This window comes from Dactylosporangium sp. NPDC049742, from assembly GCF_040674675.1.
GTDB classification, from domain to species: domain Bacteria; phylum Actinomycetota; class Actinomycetes; order Mycobacteriales; family Micromonosporaceae; genus Dactylosporangium; species Dactylosporangium maewongense.
Map to the genome: position 1 here is coordinate 37,299 of NZ_JBFANF010000062.1, position 15,592 is coordinate 52,890.

19 protein-coding genes are annotated in these 15,592 nt (G+C 74.3%); 11 read left to right on the plus strand and 8 right to left on the minus strand.

Going from position 1 to position 15,592, the window contains the following annotated elements; translation table 11 throughout:
- Window positions 1-19 precede the first annotated feature (19 nt).
- A complete protein-coding gene (locus tag AB0J72_RS46220; protein ID WP_363411933.1) occupies window positions 20-553 on the minus strand; it encodes an SAV_6107 family HEPN domain-containing protein in 534 nt (177 codons plus the stop codon).
- 102 nt (window positions 554-655) lie between these two features.
- Between AB0J72_RS46220 and AB0J72_RS46225 the strand changes: the two genes are divergently transcribed.
- Entirely contained in the window at window positions 656-784 is a 129-nt protein-coding gene (locus tag AB0J72_RS46225; protein WP_363411935.1) for a hypothetical protein, read from the plus strand.
- 175 nt (window positions 785-959) lie between these two features.
- On the opposite strand, the gene AB0J72_RS46230 is transcribed toward AB0J72_RS46225, so the two are convergent.
- Entirely contained in the window at window positions 960-1,520 is a 561-nt protein-coding gene (locus tag AB0J72_RS46230; protein ID WP_344506327.1) for an XRE family transcriptional regulator, read from the minus strand.
- 47 nt (window positions 1,521-1,567) lie between these two features.
- On the opposite strand from AB0J72_RS46230, the gene AB0J72_RS46235 reads away from it, so the two are divergent.
- The 8 genes from AB0J72_RS46235 to crtI are packed head-to-tail and all read left to right on the plus strand — an operon-like array spanning window position 1,568 to window position 8,573.
- Window positions 1,568-2,476 carry a class I SAM-dependent methyltransferase gene (locus AB0J72_RS46235; protein WP_363411937.1) on the plus strand — a complete coding sequence of 303 codons (909 nt, stop codon included), beginning with the start codon at window positions 1,568-1,570 and terminating at the stop codon, window positions 2,474-2,476.
- A gap of 42 nt (window positions 2,477-2,518) precedes the next feature.
- Entirely contained in the window at window positions 2,519-3,463 is a 945-nt protein-coding gene (locus AB0J72_RS46240; protein ID WP_363411939.1) for an EamA family transporter, read from the plus strand.
- A 10-nt stretch (window positions 3,464-3,473) separates the two neighbouring features.
- The gene (locus AB0J72_RS46245) at window positions 3,474-3,962 is read left to right on the plus strand and encodes a YbaK/EbsC family protein (RefSeq protein ID WP_363411941.1); all 489 of its coding nucleotides are present in this window, start codon (window positions 3,474-3,476) and stop codon (window positions 3,960-3,962) included.
- A complete protein-coding gene (locus AB0J72_RS46250) occupies window positions 3,959-4,627 on the plus strand; it encodes a monooxygenase (protein ID WP_363411943.1) in 669 nt (222 codons plus the stop codon). Before AB0J72_RS46245 ends, AB0J72_RS46250 begins: the two co-directional genes overlap by 4 nt.
- Complete coding sequence (locus tag AB0J72_RS46255) at window positions 4,624-5,160, plus strand: GNAT family N-acetyltransferase (RefSeq protein WP_363411945.1); 537 nt, start codon at window positions 4,624-4,626, stop codon at window positions 5,158-5,160. Before AB0J72_RS46250 ends, AB0J72_RS46255 begins: the two co-directional genes overlap by 4 nt.
- Window positions 5,157-5,897, plus strand: a complete 741-nt coding sequence (locus AB0J72_RS46260) for a carotenoid biosynthesis protein (protein WP_363411947.1) — start codon at window positions 5,157-5,159, stop codon at window positions 5,895-5,897. The genes AB0J72_RS46255 and AB0J72_RS46260 overlap by 4 nt, the downstream gene beginning before the upstream one ends.
- Window positions 5,879-7,072 (plus strand): glycosyltransferase, encoded by a 1,194-nt coding sequence (locus tag AB0J72_RS46265; RefSeq protein ID WP_363411949.1) that lies wholly within the window; start codon window positions 5,879-5,881, stop codon window positions 7,070-7,072. The genes AB0J72_RS46260 and AB0J72_RS46265 overlap by 19 nt, the downstream gene beginning before the upstream one ends.
- Before the next feature lie 40 nt (window positions 7,073-7,112).
- Window positions 7,113-8,573, plus strand: coding sequence for a phytoene desaturase family protein (crtI, locus tag AB0J72_RS46270; protein WP_363411951.1), 1,461 nt, complete (start codon window positions 7,113-7,115; stop codon window positions 8,571-8,573).
- 244 nt (window positions 8,574-8,817) lie between these two features.
- Here crtI and AB0J72_RS46275 read toward each other — a convergent pair whose 3' ends face one another.
- Together AB0J72_RS46275 and metF are read right to left on the minus strand one after the other, a co-directional pair.
- Window positions 8,818-9,507, minus strand: a complete 690-nt coding sequence (locus tag AB0J72_RS46275) for a CDP-alcohol phosphatidyltransferase family protein (RefSeq protein ID WP_363411953.1) — start codon at window positions 9,505-9,507, stop codon at window positions 8,818-8,820.
- A complete protein-coding gene (gene metF / locus AB0J72_RS46280; protein ID WP_363411954.1) occupies window positions 9,488-10,405 on the minus strand; it encodes a methylenetetrahydrofolate reductase [NAD(P)H] in 918 nt (305 codons plus the stop codon). The genes AB0J72_RS46275 and metF overlap by 20 nt, the downstream gene beginning before the upstream one ends.
- A gap of 185 nt (window positions 10,406-10,590) precedes the next feature.
- On the opposite strand from metF, the gene AB0J72_RS46285 reads away from it, so the two are divergent.
- Window positions 10,591-12,030, plus strand: coding sequence for a helix-turn-helix transcriptional regulator (locus AB0J72_RS46285; RefSeq protein ID WP_363411956.1), 1,440 nt, complete (start codon window positions 10,591-10,593; stop codon window positions 12,028-12,030).
- Window positions 12,031-12,890: 860 nt separating this feature from the next.
- Window positions 12,891-13,955 carry a polyprenyl synthetase family protein gene (locus AB0J72_RS46290; RefSeq protein WP_363411958.1) on the plus strand — a complete coding sequence of 355 codons (1,065 nt, stop codon included), beginning with the start codon at window positions 12,891-12,893 and terminating at the stop codon, window positions 13,953-13,955.
- On the opposite strand, the gene AB0J72_RS46295 is transcribed toward AB0J72_RS46290, so the two are convergent.
- The 4 genes from AB0J72_RS46295 to AB0J72_RS46310 all read right to left on the minus strand — a co-directional run bounded on the left by AB0J72_RS46295 (window position 13,891) and on the right by AB0J72_RS46310 (window position 15,508).
- Window positions 13,891-14,226 (minus strand): lycopene cyclase domain-containing protein, encoded by a 336-nt coding sequence (locus AB0J72_RS46295; RefSeq protein WP_363411960.1) that lies wholly within the window; start codon window positions 14,224-14,226, stop codon window positions 13,891-13,893. The genes AB0J72_RS46290 and AB0J72_RS46295 overlap by 65 nt on opposite strands.
- Window positions 14,223-14,555, minus strand: a complete 333-nt coding sequence (locus AB0J72_RS46300) for a lycopene cyclase domain-containing protein (protein ID WP_363411962.1) — start codon at window positions 14,553-14,555, stop codon at window positions 14,223-14,225. Before AB0J72_RS46300 ends, AB0J72_RS46295 begins: the two co-directional genes overlap by 4 nt.
- A 2-nt stretch (window positions 14,556-14,557) precedes the next feature.
- Window positions 14,558-14,905: an Rv2175c family DNA-binding protein gene (locus AB0J72_RS46305; protein WP_354903467.1), complete on the minus strand. Its 348-nt coding sequence runs from the start codon at window positions 14,903-14,905 to the stop codon at window positions 14,558-14,560.
- A 117-nt stretch (window positions 14,906-15,022) separates the two neighbouring features.
- Window positions 15,023-15,508 (minus strand): hypothetical protein, encoded by a 486-nt coding sequence (locus AB0J72_RS46310; protein ID WP_363411965.1) that lies wholly within the window; start codon window positions 15,506-15,508, stop codon window positions 15,023-15,025.
- Between the last annotated feature and the right edge of the window lie 84 nt (window positions 15,509-15,592).

Genomic DNA, 15,592 nt, shown 5'->3' on the forward strand with positions numbered 1-15,592 from the left:
GTCCTGGCACGGCCGCGGGTCAGCTGGCGAGGCCCTCGAGCCTGGGCTGATACGAGAAGCCGAGGCCGACCTCGACCACGGCGATGAACTGCTCCGCGGAGCGCATGAGGTCGTCGGCCTCCCGGGCGGTGACCACCCGCGGGATGCCCGCCTCCGCGGCGGAGCGCTTGCTGGCGCCGGCGGCGAAATAGGCCGCCCAGTCGCTCAGCTCGGGCGCGACGAGCACCAGCAGCGACCACACGCTCGTCACCTTGCTGCGGCGGCCCGGCGCGGCGGGCACGGCCCTGGCGGCGAGGACGGCGGCGGCGGCGCGGAGCGCGGCGAGGTGGGCGGTGGCATAGCGCATGCCGTCGGTGCGGATCTCCGCCGCCTCTTCGATGCCTCGGCGGGCGAGGGTCAACAGCTCCCGCGGCGTGCGGTGGGGAAGCGCGTGCGCGGGAACCGGAAGCTGCTGCCGGGACGCACCACCAGCCGCGCCGGTGACCGGAGCGGTGGCCGGAGCGGTCGGGAATCGACTGACGTTGGACGGCTGGGTCGAACGGTTCGCCGGCATGGTCTCTCCCTCGGTGGTGCGTCGGTGGGCCCCGCTCTGGGTCCCCGTGGTGCGTGCGGGCCGCCGCTGGGGGAGTAGCGGTGACGCGCGGGTCGTGCGGATGTGACGGTCGAACGGCGCGACCCCGCCGGCCGGGCGTGGAGCTTCCCCACACCACCCCCGGCCGGCGGGCCGGCTGGGCCGCTGCCCGCCGCCCGGGGGTCGTGGGCGGCGAGCAGCGACCCCACCTGAGGCCAGACCCGCGAAAATCCGGCCTCCGCGGTGTCGCGGACCGCGCTCGGGAAGAACGCCGCGAATCGTCTTCCCGAAGCAGTTCGAACACTCGTTCGACTGAGATAAGACTACACCCGGGGGCCGGGAAAGTCGCCACGACGCGGGCAGATTTTTCGAACATCCGTTCGTACGATCACTCGTGCAGGTGACTGCGCTGGCCGTCGTGGTCGAAGACGCAGAGGATCTCCGCCGGCCCGTCGTGGGCGCCGAACGCGTGCGGCGTCATGGTGGAGAACGCGGCCGCCTGACCCGGCTCGACCAGGATGGTCCGCTCCCCCAGCCGCAGCACGACGGTCCCCGACAGCACGGTGAACCAGTCCTTGCCCGGATGCACCCGCAGCTCCTCCGGCACCGGCCGGGTGATGCGCATCTTGGCCACGGAGACGCCGTGCGGCCCCGGCTCCCGGGTCATCATCCAGGTGGTCACGCCGTGCGCCTCGTCGCGCCGGGGGCGGATCACCACGTCCTCGTCGTCGACGGACTCCACGAGCTGGTCCAGCGTGGTCCCGAGCGCGCGGGCGATCGGGGCGAGCTGGTCCAGGGCGATCCGCCGGTGACCCGTCTCGATCCGGCTCAGCGTGGAGGGGCTCAGGTAGCAGCGCGAGGCGAGATCGTCGAGCGACCAGCCCTTGGCCACCCGCAGCCCGCGGATCCGCTTGCGAACGAGGCCGTCGAGCTCACCGTCTTGCGTCATACGCAAGATTGTATGCCGCGACGGCAAAGCGCGGCTATGGTCGAGCCATGCCCCAGAACCACACCCACAGCCACGCACCCGGCCACGCCCACAACCAGGCACCCGGCCACGCCCACGACCAGGCACCTGGCCAGAGCCACGGCCACAACCACGCCCATCAGCACGACCACCAGGACCTCGCCGACATCCTCGACCTCGACGCCGAGGTGCTGCACGAGCACCTCACCGAGGTCATGGCCTGGGTCCACGAGCAGACCGGCGACGTCGCGACCGTGCTCGACCTGGGGGCCGGGACCGGCGCCGGCACCCTCGCGCTGGCCCGCCGCTTCCCCGGCGCGACGGTCACCGCCGTCGACGTGTCGCCGCAGATGCTGCAGTACCTGCGGCACAAGGCCCACGCCGCGGGGCTCGCCGACCGGATCCGCACCGTGGAGGCCGACCTCGACGGTGCAGACAGTGCGGGCGCGGACGGTACAAAGGCCGCGGCTGCCGACCTGGTGTGGGCGGCCAACTCGCTGCACCACCTGGCCGACCCCGTCGCCAGCCTGGCCCGCATCCGCGGCGCGATCCGCCCCGGCGGCCACCTCGTGGCGTTCGAGATGGACTCGTTCCCCCGGTTCCTGCCCGGCGACGAGCTCGAGACCCGCTGCCACGAGGCCGTCACCGCGATGCGCGCCGGCGACATGCCGCACCTCGGCGCCGACTGGGGCCCGCTGCTGCAGGCCGCCGGGTTCACCGTCCAGGCGCAGCGCCGCTTCGAGATCGACCTGGAGCCGCCGCTGCCGGAGGCCACCGGCCGCTACGCGCAGACGTCCCTGCGCCGCCTCCGTCAAGGGCTCGAAGGGAAGCTGAGCCCCGAGGACCTGACCGCGCTGGAGGCGCTGGCGGACGTCGTACCGACGCGGCCGGACCTCACCGTGCAGGCACGGCGGACCGCCTGGATCGCCACACCGTAAGGGGCGTCATCCCCACCCGCACCTGACCTGTATCTTCTGCGGGTGACCCACCAGCCAAGGCCCGCCACCGGCGTCGCGATGGTCCTCGCCGGCAGCTTCCTGTTCGCCGTCAACGGCACCGTCGCCAAGCTCGCCGCCGGCACCGGCATCGACGCGCCGCAGCTCACGACGCTGCGGGCCGGCGGCGCGGCGCTGGGGCTGTTCGCGCTCGCGCTGGCGTTCCGGCCGTCCCGGCTGCGGATCACCGGACGGGAGGTGCCGATCCTCGTCGCGTACGGGCTGGCCGGCTTCTTCTTCGTCCCCATGCTCTATTTCGTCGGGATCGGGCGCCTTCCGGTCGGCATCAGCCTGCTCTTCGAATACACCGCACCGGTACTGGTGGCGCTGTGGGCCCGCTTCGTCCAGGGGCACCGGGTCCGCCCCCGGCTGTGGGTGGGGCTCGCCGCCAGCCTCGGCGGGCTCGCCTGCGTCGCGGAGATCTGGGGCGAGCTGCGCCTCGACGCGGTCGGGGTCGCCGCCGCGCTCGCCGCCGCCGTCATGCTCGCCGTCTACTACCTGCTCAGCGCGCGCGGCGTCGCCAGCAGGGACACGCTGTCGCTGACCGCGTACGCGTTCGCGGTGTCGGCGCTCGCCGGCTCGGTGGTCCGGCCATGGTGGGACTTCGACTTCGCCCGCACCACGGTCACCACCCACGGCGTGCCCGTGTGGCTGCTGCTGATCTACATCGTCGTCGGCGGGTCGATCGCGCCGTACCTGCTGCTCGCCGGCGCCATGCGGCATCTGCCGCCGACGAGCGTCGGCATCATCGGCATGTCGGAGCCGGTGATCGCCACCATCGTGGCCTGGCTGGTCCTGCACGAGCACCTGAACGCGGCGCAGATCTGCGGCGGCGTCCTGATCCTCGCCGGGGTCGCGCTCGCCGAGACCGCCCGCGTCCAGACGAAGGTGGAGCAGCGCCGCCCCGAAACTGTCGGTGCCCCGAACTAGAGTCGGTCGCATGCAGGCTCATCCCAACGTGCAGGCCATCCAGGACGCTCTCGACGCCGCCGGCGCCCGCAATGCCGCCGGCGACCCGTGCCAGGTCAGGGTGCTCACCGAGCCGGTCCACACCGCCGCCGCGGCCGCGGCCGCCGTGGGGGTCGAGGTCGCCCAGATCGCCAACTCGTTGATCTTCGAAGCCGGCGGCGACCCGTTACTGGTCCTCACGTCCGGCGCGCACCGCGTCGACACCGCGAAGGTCGCCGCGCTGCTCGGCACCGGCAAGGTCAAGCGCGCCACCGCCGAGTTCGTCCGCGAGCACACCGGCCAGGTCATCGGCGGCGTGTCGCCGCTGGGGCACCCGAAGCCCGTGCGCACCCTCGTCGACGTCGACCTGGCGCGGTTCGGCGAGATCTGGGCCGCCGGCGGCATCCCCCAGGCGGTGTTCCCCATCACGTACGAGGAACTCGTCCGCATCACCGCCGGCACCCCCGCCGAGGTCGCGTGACCGTCCGGTTGCACGTGTGGCGGGTGCGGAAGCGGGCGGTGCCGCTCGCCTTCTGGGGGATGGCCGCCGACCGGCGGGCGCTGCGGCGGCGGGCGGAGTTCGTGAAGCTGCTCGGCACCGGGAAGGGCAGCGACTTCGGTGCGGGCAAGGCGGACCTGACCCGCTGGGCGGCGATCGTCGTCGGCGACCCCTCGGTGGCGCCGCCGATGCGTGGCGCCACCGCGAGCTGCGCCGTCACGCTGGAGCCGATCGCGAGCCGCGGCACGTGGGCGGGGCGGGCACCGTTCGACGACGGCGGTGACGCGGCGCCACCCGTACACGCGAAGGACGGCATGATCGCGGTGCTGACACGGGCCAGGTTACGGCCCCGCAAGGCGCCCGCGTTCTGGAAGGCGATCGACCCTGTGTCCCGCGCGCTGCCCGGCGCCGACGGCATGATCTGCGCGTTCGGCGTCGGGGAGGCACCCGTAGGATTCCAGGGCACGATCAGCCTGTGGCGCAGTGCGGCGGATGTCGTGCGTTTCGCGTACCGTCAGCCCGAGCACGCCGCCGTCGTGGACCGCACGGCCCGCGAAGGCTGGTATGCGGAGGAGTTGTTCGCCCGGTTCCGTGTGCTGGACGTCACCGGCGACCGCGAGGTGATCGGTTGGAGGGACCGCCCGTGAGGCTCGTGCGGTGGCGCGGGGAGGACCTCCTCGCGCGACTCGACGACGTCATCGCCGTCTACGGGGAGGCGATGGGCTACTCGGTGCAGCTCCTGCAGACCCGCCGCGGGTATGTGGCCGGCCACACCAGGCGCGAGTCGTTCCAGGCCGTCGCGACCCTCGACGACGACGACAACCTCCTCGGCTTCGGCTACGGCTACCGCGGCACGTCCGGCCAGTGGTGGCACGACCAGGTGCGCAACGCGCTGCGCCGGGAGCACCGCAAGTTCTGGCTCGGCAACTGCTTCGAGCTCGTCGAGCTGCACGTCCGGCCGCACGCGCAGGGGCACGGCATCGGCGCCCGGCAGCTGCACGACCTGCTCACCCAGGCGCCGCAGCAGACGGTGCTGCTGTCCACCCCCGAGGCGCCGGAGGCGACGTCCCGCGCGTGGCGGCTCTACCGGCGGTTCGGGTTCGTCGACGTCCTCCGCCACTTCAACTTCCCGGGCGACGACCGCCCGTTCGCCGTCCTCGGCCGGCAACTGCCGCTGTGAGAGCGCTCTGGGCGCTGCTCGCGGCGCTCGTCCTCACCGAGATCGCATACCCGCTCGTGCACGGCGGCACCCGGGCCGCGCTCACCGTCGCCACCGTCGTCGCCGGCTACCTGCTGTCCGTCGGCCACGCCTGGCTGTCCCGCGGCCCGCGCGCCGCCGCCGTCCTCGTCCTCGTCACCACCGGCGGTGGGTTCGCGGTCGAGGCGGCCGGCCGGTCCACCGGCTACCCCTTCGGCGACTACGACTACACCGGCTCGCTCGGGCCCAGGCTGCTGGGCGTGCCGCTGACGATCCCCCTCGCCTGGACGTGGATGGCGTGGCCGGCGTGGGTCGCCGCGGCCCGCCTCACCCGGCGGCGATGGGCGCGGGCCGGGATCGCGGGGCTGGGCCTGGCGACCTGGGACCTCTTCCTCGACCCGCAGATGGTCGCCGAGGGCCACTGGCGCTGGTCCTCCCCCGGCGCCGCGCTGCCCGGCGTCCCCGGCATCCCGCTCACCAACTATCTCGGTTGGCTGGTGGTCGCGTCGGTACTGGCAGCGGCGCTCACGCTCTGGTTACCCGACGCGCCCGGCGCCGACGACCGGCCGATGTATGCGCTGTACCTATGGACGTACGCCTCGAGTGTTCTCGCGCACGCGGCGTTCCTCGGCATGCCCGCGTCGGCGGCGTGGGGCGCTCTGGGGATGGGGCTGGTCGCAGTCCCGTTGGCGGTGACGCTGTGGCGGGCGCGGTCCTGACCCTGCTGGTGCTGCTCGTGTTCGCGCTGACCGCGCACACCGTGGTCAACGCGCGCCTGCTGCGCTCTCCCCGTGCGGACTCTCGTCATGCGCCGGGCGCCGGTGCTGGTAACGCTGCTTCTGTGGCCGGCGCTTCAGGTGCGGACGCTTCGGGTGCGGGTGCTTCGGGTGCGGGTGCTTCGGGTGCGGGCCGGGTCGCGGTACTGCTGCCGCTGCGGGACGAGGCGGCGCGGGTCGAGCCGTGTCTGCGGGCGTTGCTGGCGCTGCGCGGCGCGCCCAGGATCCTGGTCCTCGACGACGGCTCCACCGACGGCACCGCCGACCTCGTCCGGTCCGTCTGCGGCGACCGCGTCACGCTCCTGGCGGGCAGGCCGCTGCCGGCCGGTTGGCTCGGCAAGCCGCACGCGTGCCAGCAGCTCGCCGACGCGGCCGGGCTCGCCGGCGACGCCGACCTGCTGGTGTTCCTCGACGCCGACGTGATCCTGGCCCCCGGCGCCGTCGAAGCGGCCGCCACGCTGCTCGGCGACGCTGAGGTGGGGCTGCTCAGCCCGTACCCACGCATCATCGCGGGCAGTCCGGGCGAACGGCTCGTCCAGCCACTGCTGCAGTGGTCGTGGCTGACGTTCCTGCCGCTGCGCGCGATGGAACGCTCCCCCCGCCCGTCGCTCGCCGCGGCCGGCGGGCAGTTCCTGCTGGTCACCCGGGCCGCGTACGACCGCGCCGGCGGGCACGCCGCGGTCCGCGACAAGGTCCTCGAAGACATCGAGCTGGCCCGCGCGGTGAAGCGCACCGGCGGCCGGATCGCGCTCGCCGACGGCTCCGACCTGGCCACGTGCCGCATGTACACCTCGTGGCGCGAGGTCGTCGACGGCTACAGCAAGTCGCTGTGGGCGTCGTTCGGCTCCCCCGCCGGTGCCACGGCCGTCGTGTCGCTGCTGCTCGGCCTGTACGTCCTGCTGCCCCTCACCGTCCTCGCCGGCTGCTGGCAGGGGCTCGCCGGCTACCTCCTCGGCGTCGCCGGGCGGGTCGTCAGCGCCCGGACGACCGGCGGCCGCGCCTGGCCCGACGCCCTCGCCCATCCCGTGTCCGTGCTGCTGTTCGCGTGGCTGGTCCTGCGCTCCTACCGCCGCCGCGGCCGCGTCTCCTGGAAGGGCCGCCCGACATGGCAACCGTGACCGCCACCCGCGGCCGCGTCTCCTGGAAAGGTCGCCCGGCATGGCAACCGTGACCGTCATCGGCGCCGGCGTCGGCGGCCTCGCGACAGCGGCCCGGCTCGCCGCGGCCGGCCACAAGGTCACCGTGTTCGAGCAGGCCACCACCGCCGGCGGCAAGCTCGGCCGGCACGAACGGGTCACCGCCGCCGGCACCTTCCGCTTCGACACCGGCCCGAGCCTGTTCACCCTGCCGCAGGTCGCGGCGGAGCTGTTCGCGCAGACCGGCGGCCCCGCCCCCGAGCTGGACCTGGTCGCGCTGGATCCGCTGGTACGACACCACTTCCCCGACGGCACGACCCTCGACTCCTGCGCGGGGGCCGGATTCGAGGACCGGATCGCGGCCACGTTCGGCGCCGACGCCGCCGCCGACTGGCGGCACCTGTGGCAGCGCGCCGCCCGCGTCTGGGAGACCTCGTGGCGGCACGTCCTCACCGCCCCCGTCGACAGCCCGCTGCAGCTCGCCGGCCTGGCGTGGCGGCTGCGCGACCTGGCCGCGATCGCGCCCGGCCAGACGCTGCGCGGCCTGGGCCGCCGGCACCTGCGCGACCCCCGCCTGCGGATGCTGCTGGACCGCTACGCCACGTACACCGGCGCCGACCCCCGCCGCGCCCCCGCCGCGCTGCTCGCGATCCCCTACGCGGAGCTGGCGTTCGGCGGCTGGTACCTCCGCGGCGGCCTCGGCACGCTCGCCGACGCGCTGCTCGCCCGGTGCGCCGCGCTCGGCGTCACCGTCCACCTCGGCACCCCCGTCGAGTCCGTCCTCGTCGAAGGCCCGCGAGCCGCCGGCGTCGTCCTCACCGGCGGCGCCACCGTCCGCTCCGACCTCGTCGTCGCCAACGCCGACGCCCTCCACCTCTACCGCGACCTGCTCCCCACCCCACGCCGCGCGGCCCGCCTGACCCGGCGCAGCCTCGGCGGGTTCGTCCTGCTGCTCGGCGTCCGCGGCACGACGCCACAGCTCGCGCACCACACCGTGTTCTTCCCCCGCGACTACGACGCCGAGTTCGACGCGATCTTCGGCTCGCCCGCCCGCCCCCCGGCCGACCCCGCCGTCTTCGTCACCTCGGCCGACGACCCCACCGCCCGCCCCACCGGCCACGAGGCGTGGTTCGTCCTGGTCAACGCCCCGCCGCACGGCGAGTTCGACTGGCGCTCCCCCGGCGTCGCCGACAGCTACGCCGACCGCGTCCTGTCGATCCTCGCGTCCCGCGGCGCCGACCCCCGCGACCGCCTCCTCTTCCGCGACGTGCTCACACCCGCCGATCTCGAGGCCTCGACCCGCTCCCCCGGCGGCGCCATCTACGGCACCGCCAGCCACGGCCTCACCGGCCTCCTGCGCCCCCCGACCCGCGGCACCGTCCGCGACCTGTTCCTGGTCGGCGGCTCCGTCCACCCCGGCGGCGGCCTCCCCCTAGTCATGCTGTCCGCCAAGATCGTCGCCGACCGCATCGGCCCCGCCTAGCGCCTGTTCCACTCGGCCGCTCGTCCCCCACGGGACGCGCGTGGCACGAGGCCCGGGGCCGTCAGCGTTCGACTCGCCGAGCCGTAGACGCCTCGTTGCGTGCCACCCAGGGCAGGACGGCAGGCAGTCGGCGTCGGGCTGACCGCTTCACCAAGCGACCGTACAGCAGCCGCCGAAATCGCCTTCCGACGTCGTCACCGATGGTAATACCTCGCGGTCACGGCCATGGAGCCCCGTCACCGGGTCATGACAGAGCGCGACGGACGGCGATGGCGAGTTGCGTAAAGCCGGCAGAAGTCAGGGCGGCCATCACCGCGAGCACGGCGAGGGCCGTCGCGGACTCCCAGCGGCCGAGGGCGGACGCGCCCGCGACGGCGAGGAGGCCGAAGATCGTGACGAGGACGCGGGTCGGGCGTTCCGCGACGGTGACGGTGCCGATGTCGGACATGCCGGCGACGGTGGCGCGGGCGCGGACGTACTCGTGCAGCCACATCCCGCCGCCGCAGGCCGCCGCGAGCCAGGCCGGCCCGCCGAGGAGGACCAGCGCGACCAGCCAGCAGGCCTCGGCGACCCGGTCGGCGGCGGAGTCGTAGACCTGGCCGAGGCGGCTTGCCCTGCCGGTGACGACGGCCAGGACGCCGTCGACGGTGTCCGCGACCGCTGACAGCAGCACCAGCACCGCACCGGCGAACGCCCAGCCGCCCCCGCCGATGACGGTCAGCGGCACCGCGACGGACAGCAGCAGGCCCAGGACCGTGACCGTGTTCGGGCTGCGGACACCCACGCGGACGAGGGCGGCGCCCAGCTCGTACGAGATGCGCAGCCAGCCCCGCACGAGCGGCGGTGCGGACCTCGGGTCGTAGCCGCCGTGTGCCGCCGCCCACCGCTCGGCATAACCGTCCCAGTCGTGGACGTCAGACGCGGGCGCCGACACCGAGCTGCTGCCAGACCTCCCGGGTCGCCGTCGACCGGTTGAGCGTGATGAAGTGAATCCCCGGCACTCCCTCGTCGAGGAGCCGCTGGCACATCTCGCTGGCCAGGTCGATGCCGAGGCGCCGCACCGCCTGCGGGTCGTCGGCGACCTGCTCGAACCGGGCGGCGAGCGCCGGCGGGAAGGGCGCGCCGGACAGCTGCTGCGAGCGGGCGATGGTGCCGATCGCCGTGACCGGCATGACACCGGCGACGATCGGGGTGTCGCAGCCGGCGGCCGCGACCCGGTCCCGCAGGCGCAGGTAGTCGTCGGCGTCGAAGAACATCTGCGTGATCGCGAAGTCGGCGCCGGCCCGGCATTTGCGGACGAAGTTGGCCGTGTCGGATTCGATGTCCGCCGACCTCGGGTGCTTGTACGGGAACGCCGCCACCCCGACGCTGAAGTCCCCCGACTCGCGGACGAGCCGGACGAGCTCCTCCGCGTAGAGGACACCCTCCGGGTGCTGGACCCACTCGCCCATCGGGTCGCCGGGCGGGTCGCCGCGCACCAGCAGGAAGTTGCGGATGCCGGCGCCGGCGAGCTGACCGATGACGTTGCGCAGCTCGGCCACCGAGTGGTTGACCGCCGTCAGGTGCGCCATCGGCAGCAGCGTCGTCTCCGTCGCCACCCGCTCGGTCACGGCGACGGTGGTGTCCCTGGTGGTGCCGCCCGCACCGTACGTGATGGAGACGAACGACGGCCGAAGGGGCTCCAGCTCCCGGATCGCCTGCCACAGCTGGCGCTCGCCCTCCGGGGTCTTCGGCGGGAAGAACTCGAAGGAGAACGTCGGCGCCTCCGCCGCGATCAGGTCACCGATCGCCGCGGGTCCGCCACCCATCACAGAAGGAAGTCCAGAAGCCACGCCCCGACTGTAGTGCCCCCGGCACCGCGGCCGGGAGGTCGCGTCGGCGAATCATGTCGTACCCCTGAGGTAGAAAGACGTTGGACGGTTCGACGGCCGCGGGCATCGCGAAGGCCTGCGGCACGCCGGGCGTCCTGCTGGACCGCGAGAGGACGGGGGTCGCTGGTGCCAGGAGGTCGTGACCCATGTCCCAGAGGATCGACCCGCCCGCACACCCGGGCGAGACGCTCGGAGTGCTGCTGACCCGCCTGCGACAGGCACAGGGCAAGTCGCAGGTGCGGCTCGCCGGGCTGCTGTGCGCCGCGTCGGGGCTGCCGACGCTGACCCGCCACGAGATCTCCAGGTGGGAGCGGGAGGAGCGCATCCCGAGCCGGGTCTGGCTGTGCTGGCTCGCGCTCGTGCTCGACACCCCGCTGGACGACCTGGAGCGCGCCGCGGCCCACACCCGCCGGCGAAGGGAGCCGACCATGACCACGCCCACGATCTCGACCATCACGGCGACCATCCGGCCTGTACCGCGTCCGCCCGGCCCCGCTTCGGCCGGCGCCTCCACGGACCGGGTCGCGCCGCCCGGCTCCGTCCCGCACGGGCCGGCGACGCACGGCACCGGCCCGGGCACGGGCATGGCCCGCCCGAGCGAGGTGGATGACGTGGGCGGGCGGATCGCCGGGTTGCGGCGGATGGATGACCTGGTCGCGGGGCCTGAGCTGGTGGCGCTCGTGCTCGCCGGGCTGCGGTCGGCGGTGCGGGCCACCGGCACGGGATGCGGGCCGCCGGCGGCGGTCGCCGAGCTGGTGCAGCTGCATGCCTGGGTCGCGGCCGACGCGGGGCGGCCCGTGCCTGACGGCGCCGTGCGGGGTGGGGTGCGGGCGGCGGTCGCCGGCGGTGACCGGGCCCTCGCCGGGCACCTGCTCGGTTGTGTCGCGCAGGCCGCCGGGGAGCGTGGTGACGCCCGGGCGGCCGTCCGGGCCGCGGTCGCGGCCGAGCGGGTCGCGGGTGCGTGCGACCCGGCGACGGCGACCGTGCTGGCGCTGCGGACCGCGTTCGCCGCCGCGGCGGCCGGCGATCGGCGGTCGTGCGACGGCGCCCTCGCGACGGCGGAGCGGGCGCATGCCCGCCGGGGCTCCGTGGCCGAGCCGCCGTGGCTGTACTGGCTGGACGACGCCCACGTGGAGGCCCTGGCCGGCCTGTGCCTGACCGCGGCGGGGCGGCCCGCGGCGGCGCTGCCCCGGCTCGGTGCGGCGCTGCGGGATCCGGGCGTCCGGTTCCGCGCCGCGGGTCTGGTCAGCGCGGCGCTGGCCCGCGCCCACCTGGCCCGCGGCGACCTCGACGCCGCCTGCACCACGGCCGCCGAGACGCTGCTCACGTGCGTCGAGTCCGGGTCGTTCCGGGTGCTGCGCCAGCTCCGGGCCTTGGAGACCGCGCTGCACGCCGCCGCGGGGCGGGGGCGGCGACCCGCGGCGCTGGTCGTGTACACGGAGCTGGCCGAGTCTGCCGCCGGCTGCCTGCCGGGCGCCGCTCCACCACCGGCACGCCAGGGGCACGCCCGCGCCGGTTCGTTCGCCGCGCCGGCGGTGGCTCGGACGGGCGGGTCGGACCAGCTCCGGGGAAGGGTGGCCAGCTGAACCTTCGCAGACGTCCCGACCACACCGACGAGACCGACCGACCTTGACAACTGAACAGCGAGGGCGCCGAAGGCGGCACGGCCGGACGGCCTGCGAGTCGCCCGTAGGCTCCAGGCGCCGGGGTCCGGGCACACCGACGCGCCGGGGCCTGTCCACGTGCCGGTCCGCCGCATCGCCTACAACCGCGCCGCCGCGAACAGGCCAGCGCGAACAGGCCAAAGCGGACGGGCCAAAGCGGACGGGCCAAAGCGGACTGGCCAAAGCGGACGGGCCAAAGCGGACGGGCGGGGCCAGCCAGAGCGAGGTGGAGGGGGCGGGGCGCGGAAAGGGCGAGGTGAACGGGCAGAGCGGAGGGCAAGGTGAACAAGGTGTGGCGGGGCGGACGAGCTCCAGGAAGGGTGGCCAGTCGAACCTTTGGACCCGCAGGCCGGGATGCCGCTGAGCGCCGCTGCACCGTCGACGCACCAGGGCTGTCCACCCGCCGGGTTCGCCGGGTTCGCCGCGTCGCCCGTGACCGAGCCAGGGGCGACGGGCTGGGACGGGCCGAGACGGTCCGCTGCGAGCCTCAGTCCGACGGGTCGGGGCGGGCCGAGGGCAACGGGTCGGGGCGGGGCCGACGGGTCGGGGCGGGGCCGACGGGTCGGGGCGGGCAGGTCGAGGCCGAGGCCGGACCGGCAGCCCGCCGATGACGATGGCGCGTTCATGGTCCCGGGTGAGTGCGGTTCGGGCACACGGTGGGTGAAGGAGTGATTTCGCAGGGTGGAGTGGGTCCGTCGGGTGGACGGGGTGGGAGGCGGAGTGGATGACGGGGGTGGGGACCGGAGCGGCGGTCCGCGCGGATTCGGGCTAGCGTCTCTGCCGTGACGCACCCCTTCCTCGACCGGGCCGAGCTTCGCACGCGGGTGCGGCAGGCACTCGACGACTTCCTGCGGCAGCGGCGGAGCAGGCTCGCGGAGATCGAGCTGGAAGCCCTCGCCCCGGTTGCCGACGCGATCGAGGCGCTCGTGGTGCAGGGGGGTAAGAGGCTGCGGCCGGCGTTCGCGTACTGGGGGTACCGGGGCGCGGGCGGGGCCGATGACGACGCGGTGGTGGCGGCGGTCGCGGCGCTGGAGCTGGTGCAGGCGAGTGCCCTGATCCACGACGACGTGATGGACGGGTCGGAGACGCGGCGCGGGGAGCCGGCGGTGCACCGGAGGTTCGCGACGCTGCACACGCGGGCGGGGTGGCGGGGCGATCCGGACGGGTTCGGGACGGCGGCGGCGATCCTGCTCGGGGACCTGTGCCTGGTGTGGTCCGACGAGATGCTGCACGCGAGCGGGCTCGGGGCGGACACGCTCGCCAGGGCGCGGCCGGTGTTCGACGAGATGCGGACCGAGGTGACGATCGGCCAGTACCTCGACGTGCAGACGCAGGCGACCGGGGACACGTCGACGGCGCGGGCGAGCCTGGTGGCGCGGTTCAAGTCGGCGAAGTACACGATCGAGCGGCCGCTGCTGCTGGGGGCGGCGATCGCCGGGGCGCCGGAGGAGCTGAACAAGGCGTACGCGGGGTACGGGCTGCCGCTCGGCGAGGCGTTCCAGCTGCGCGACGACGTGCTGGGCGTGTTCGGCGACCCGGTCGTGACGGGCAAGCCGGCCGGCGACGACCTGCGCGAGGGCAAGCGCACGTACCTGGTCGCCGCGGCCATGGAGGACAGCGGTGCCGACGACGCGTGGAAGCTGCTCGGCGACCCGGAGCTCGACGCCGCGGGGGTCGCGCGGTTGCGGGAGGTCATCGTCGGGAGCGGCGCCCTGGACCGTACCGAACGCCGCATCGCCGACCTGACGGCCGAGGCGCTGGGAGCGTTGGACGGGGCGCACCTCACGGCGGAGGCGCGGGAGGTCCTGACGGGTCTGGCCCAGGCCGCGACGCAGCGGACAGTCTGACCCACAGCGACAGGGTCAGCACGATCAACGCGAAGCCGAACAGGAGATCCTCGACCGGGGCGTACACGAGCCGCAGCCCCAGAATGTCGGCCGGGTTGTACAGGACGACGCCGCGGCCGGTCAGGATCCCGTTGGACAGCAGCTGGAAGCCGAAGATGATCGGGTAGGTGCACCAGAACACCTTGCCGAGCACCACCCGGCTCCGGATCGCGAAGACGTCGATGAGGACGGCGGCGACGACTCCGGTCACGGCGGCCATGGTGTACGTCATGGGCGCCGCCGCGCGGAGAGCCGCAGCAGGGTCTGCCGGGTCGCCTCGAAGCCGAGGATCGCGCAGACGGGCACGACGAGGAAGAACAGCACTTCCTCCAGCGGCAGCCCACCGGGGAAGACGACCCCGACCATCTGCGCCGGGTCGAACGTCCAGTGTCCCGCGCGGATGGCGAGCAGGTCCCAGCCGATGAAGAGGGCGGCGACCGGGGCGATGGTCAGGACGAGCCGCCGCACCTGCCGGAGCACGCCGACCTTCAGCAGCGGCTCGAGCCACAGCGCGCCGAAGAGACAGCCGGCGAGCACCAGCAGGTACGTGAAGGGGAGCACCGCTAGAAGCCCAGGGCCTGCGCGCGGCGCTTGACCTCGGTGGCCCGGTTACCGCGCAGCGCCGCCGCGGGCGTGCCCGGCAGGGTGTCGTCCGGCGTGTACAGCCACCGCAGCGCCTCATCGTCGTTGTACCCAGCGTCGTGCAACACCGTGAGGACGCCGGGCAGGTGCTTCACCACACCGTCGTCGCTGATGAAGTCGGCCGGCACGCGCAGCACACCGTCCTGGCGGACGGCGAGCAGCTTGCGCTCCCGGACGAGCTGGTGCACCCGGTTGACCGGGATGCCGATGCGTTCAGCGACGTCCGGCATGGTCAGCCACTCGGTGGGGCCCACTGGTTGTTCGGTCACAGGGAACACAGTGCCATGTCGCTGGGACGCATACCGACGGAGGGGAACGGCTGTGGGGCTCTGGCTCAAGGTCCACCATGAGGTCACCGGTGCCTGGCGTTCCGCGCGCTACGACGTCTACCGGCAGGTGAGCCGGCGGAAGCTGACGCAGCTGCTGACCGCGGAGACGGCGGAGTTCACCGGGTTCACCCCGCGGCACCGGGCCGTCCCGCGCCGGGAGCGGCCGCGCCGGGTGGCGGCGACGAGCGGGGTGGCGCTGCTCGTCGCGGGTGGGGCGGCCGGCACGTACCTCGCGGTCGCCGGCAGCCTGACCGCGCTGCGCACCTCGCCGCCGGCGTCGTCGGTGGCGGCCGCGGCGGCGAAGCCGACGGCCGTCGTCCCGGAGACCTCCGGCAGCGCGCCGGAGACCCAGAAGGCGTCGCCGCGGGCGCAGGTGCGGCGGTCCGCGCCGCCGCCGGTCCTGGCGATCCCCGCCGTGCCGCCGCCGGCGGTGGTGCCGACGACGAAGACGGTGGAGGGCACGCCGTCGCCGTCGGCGAGCCCCAGCCCGAGCGCGACGGCCAGTCCGTCACCCTCCGTATCGACGCCGTCGCCAACCCGCACGGCCTCAAAGACTCCAAAACAGGGACAAACCAATGGTGGTATGGCAGGAGGCTGAGGAATCCGGTTCACCAGCCGTACACTCGC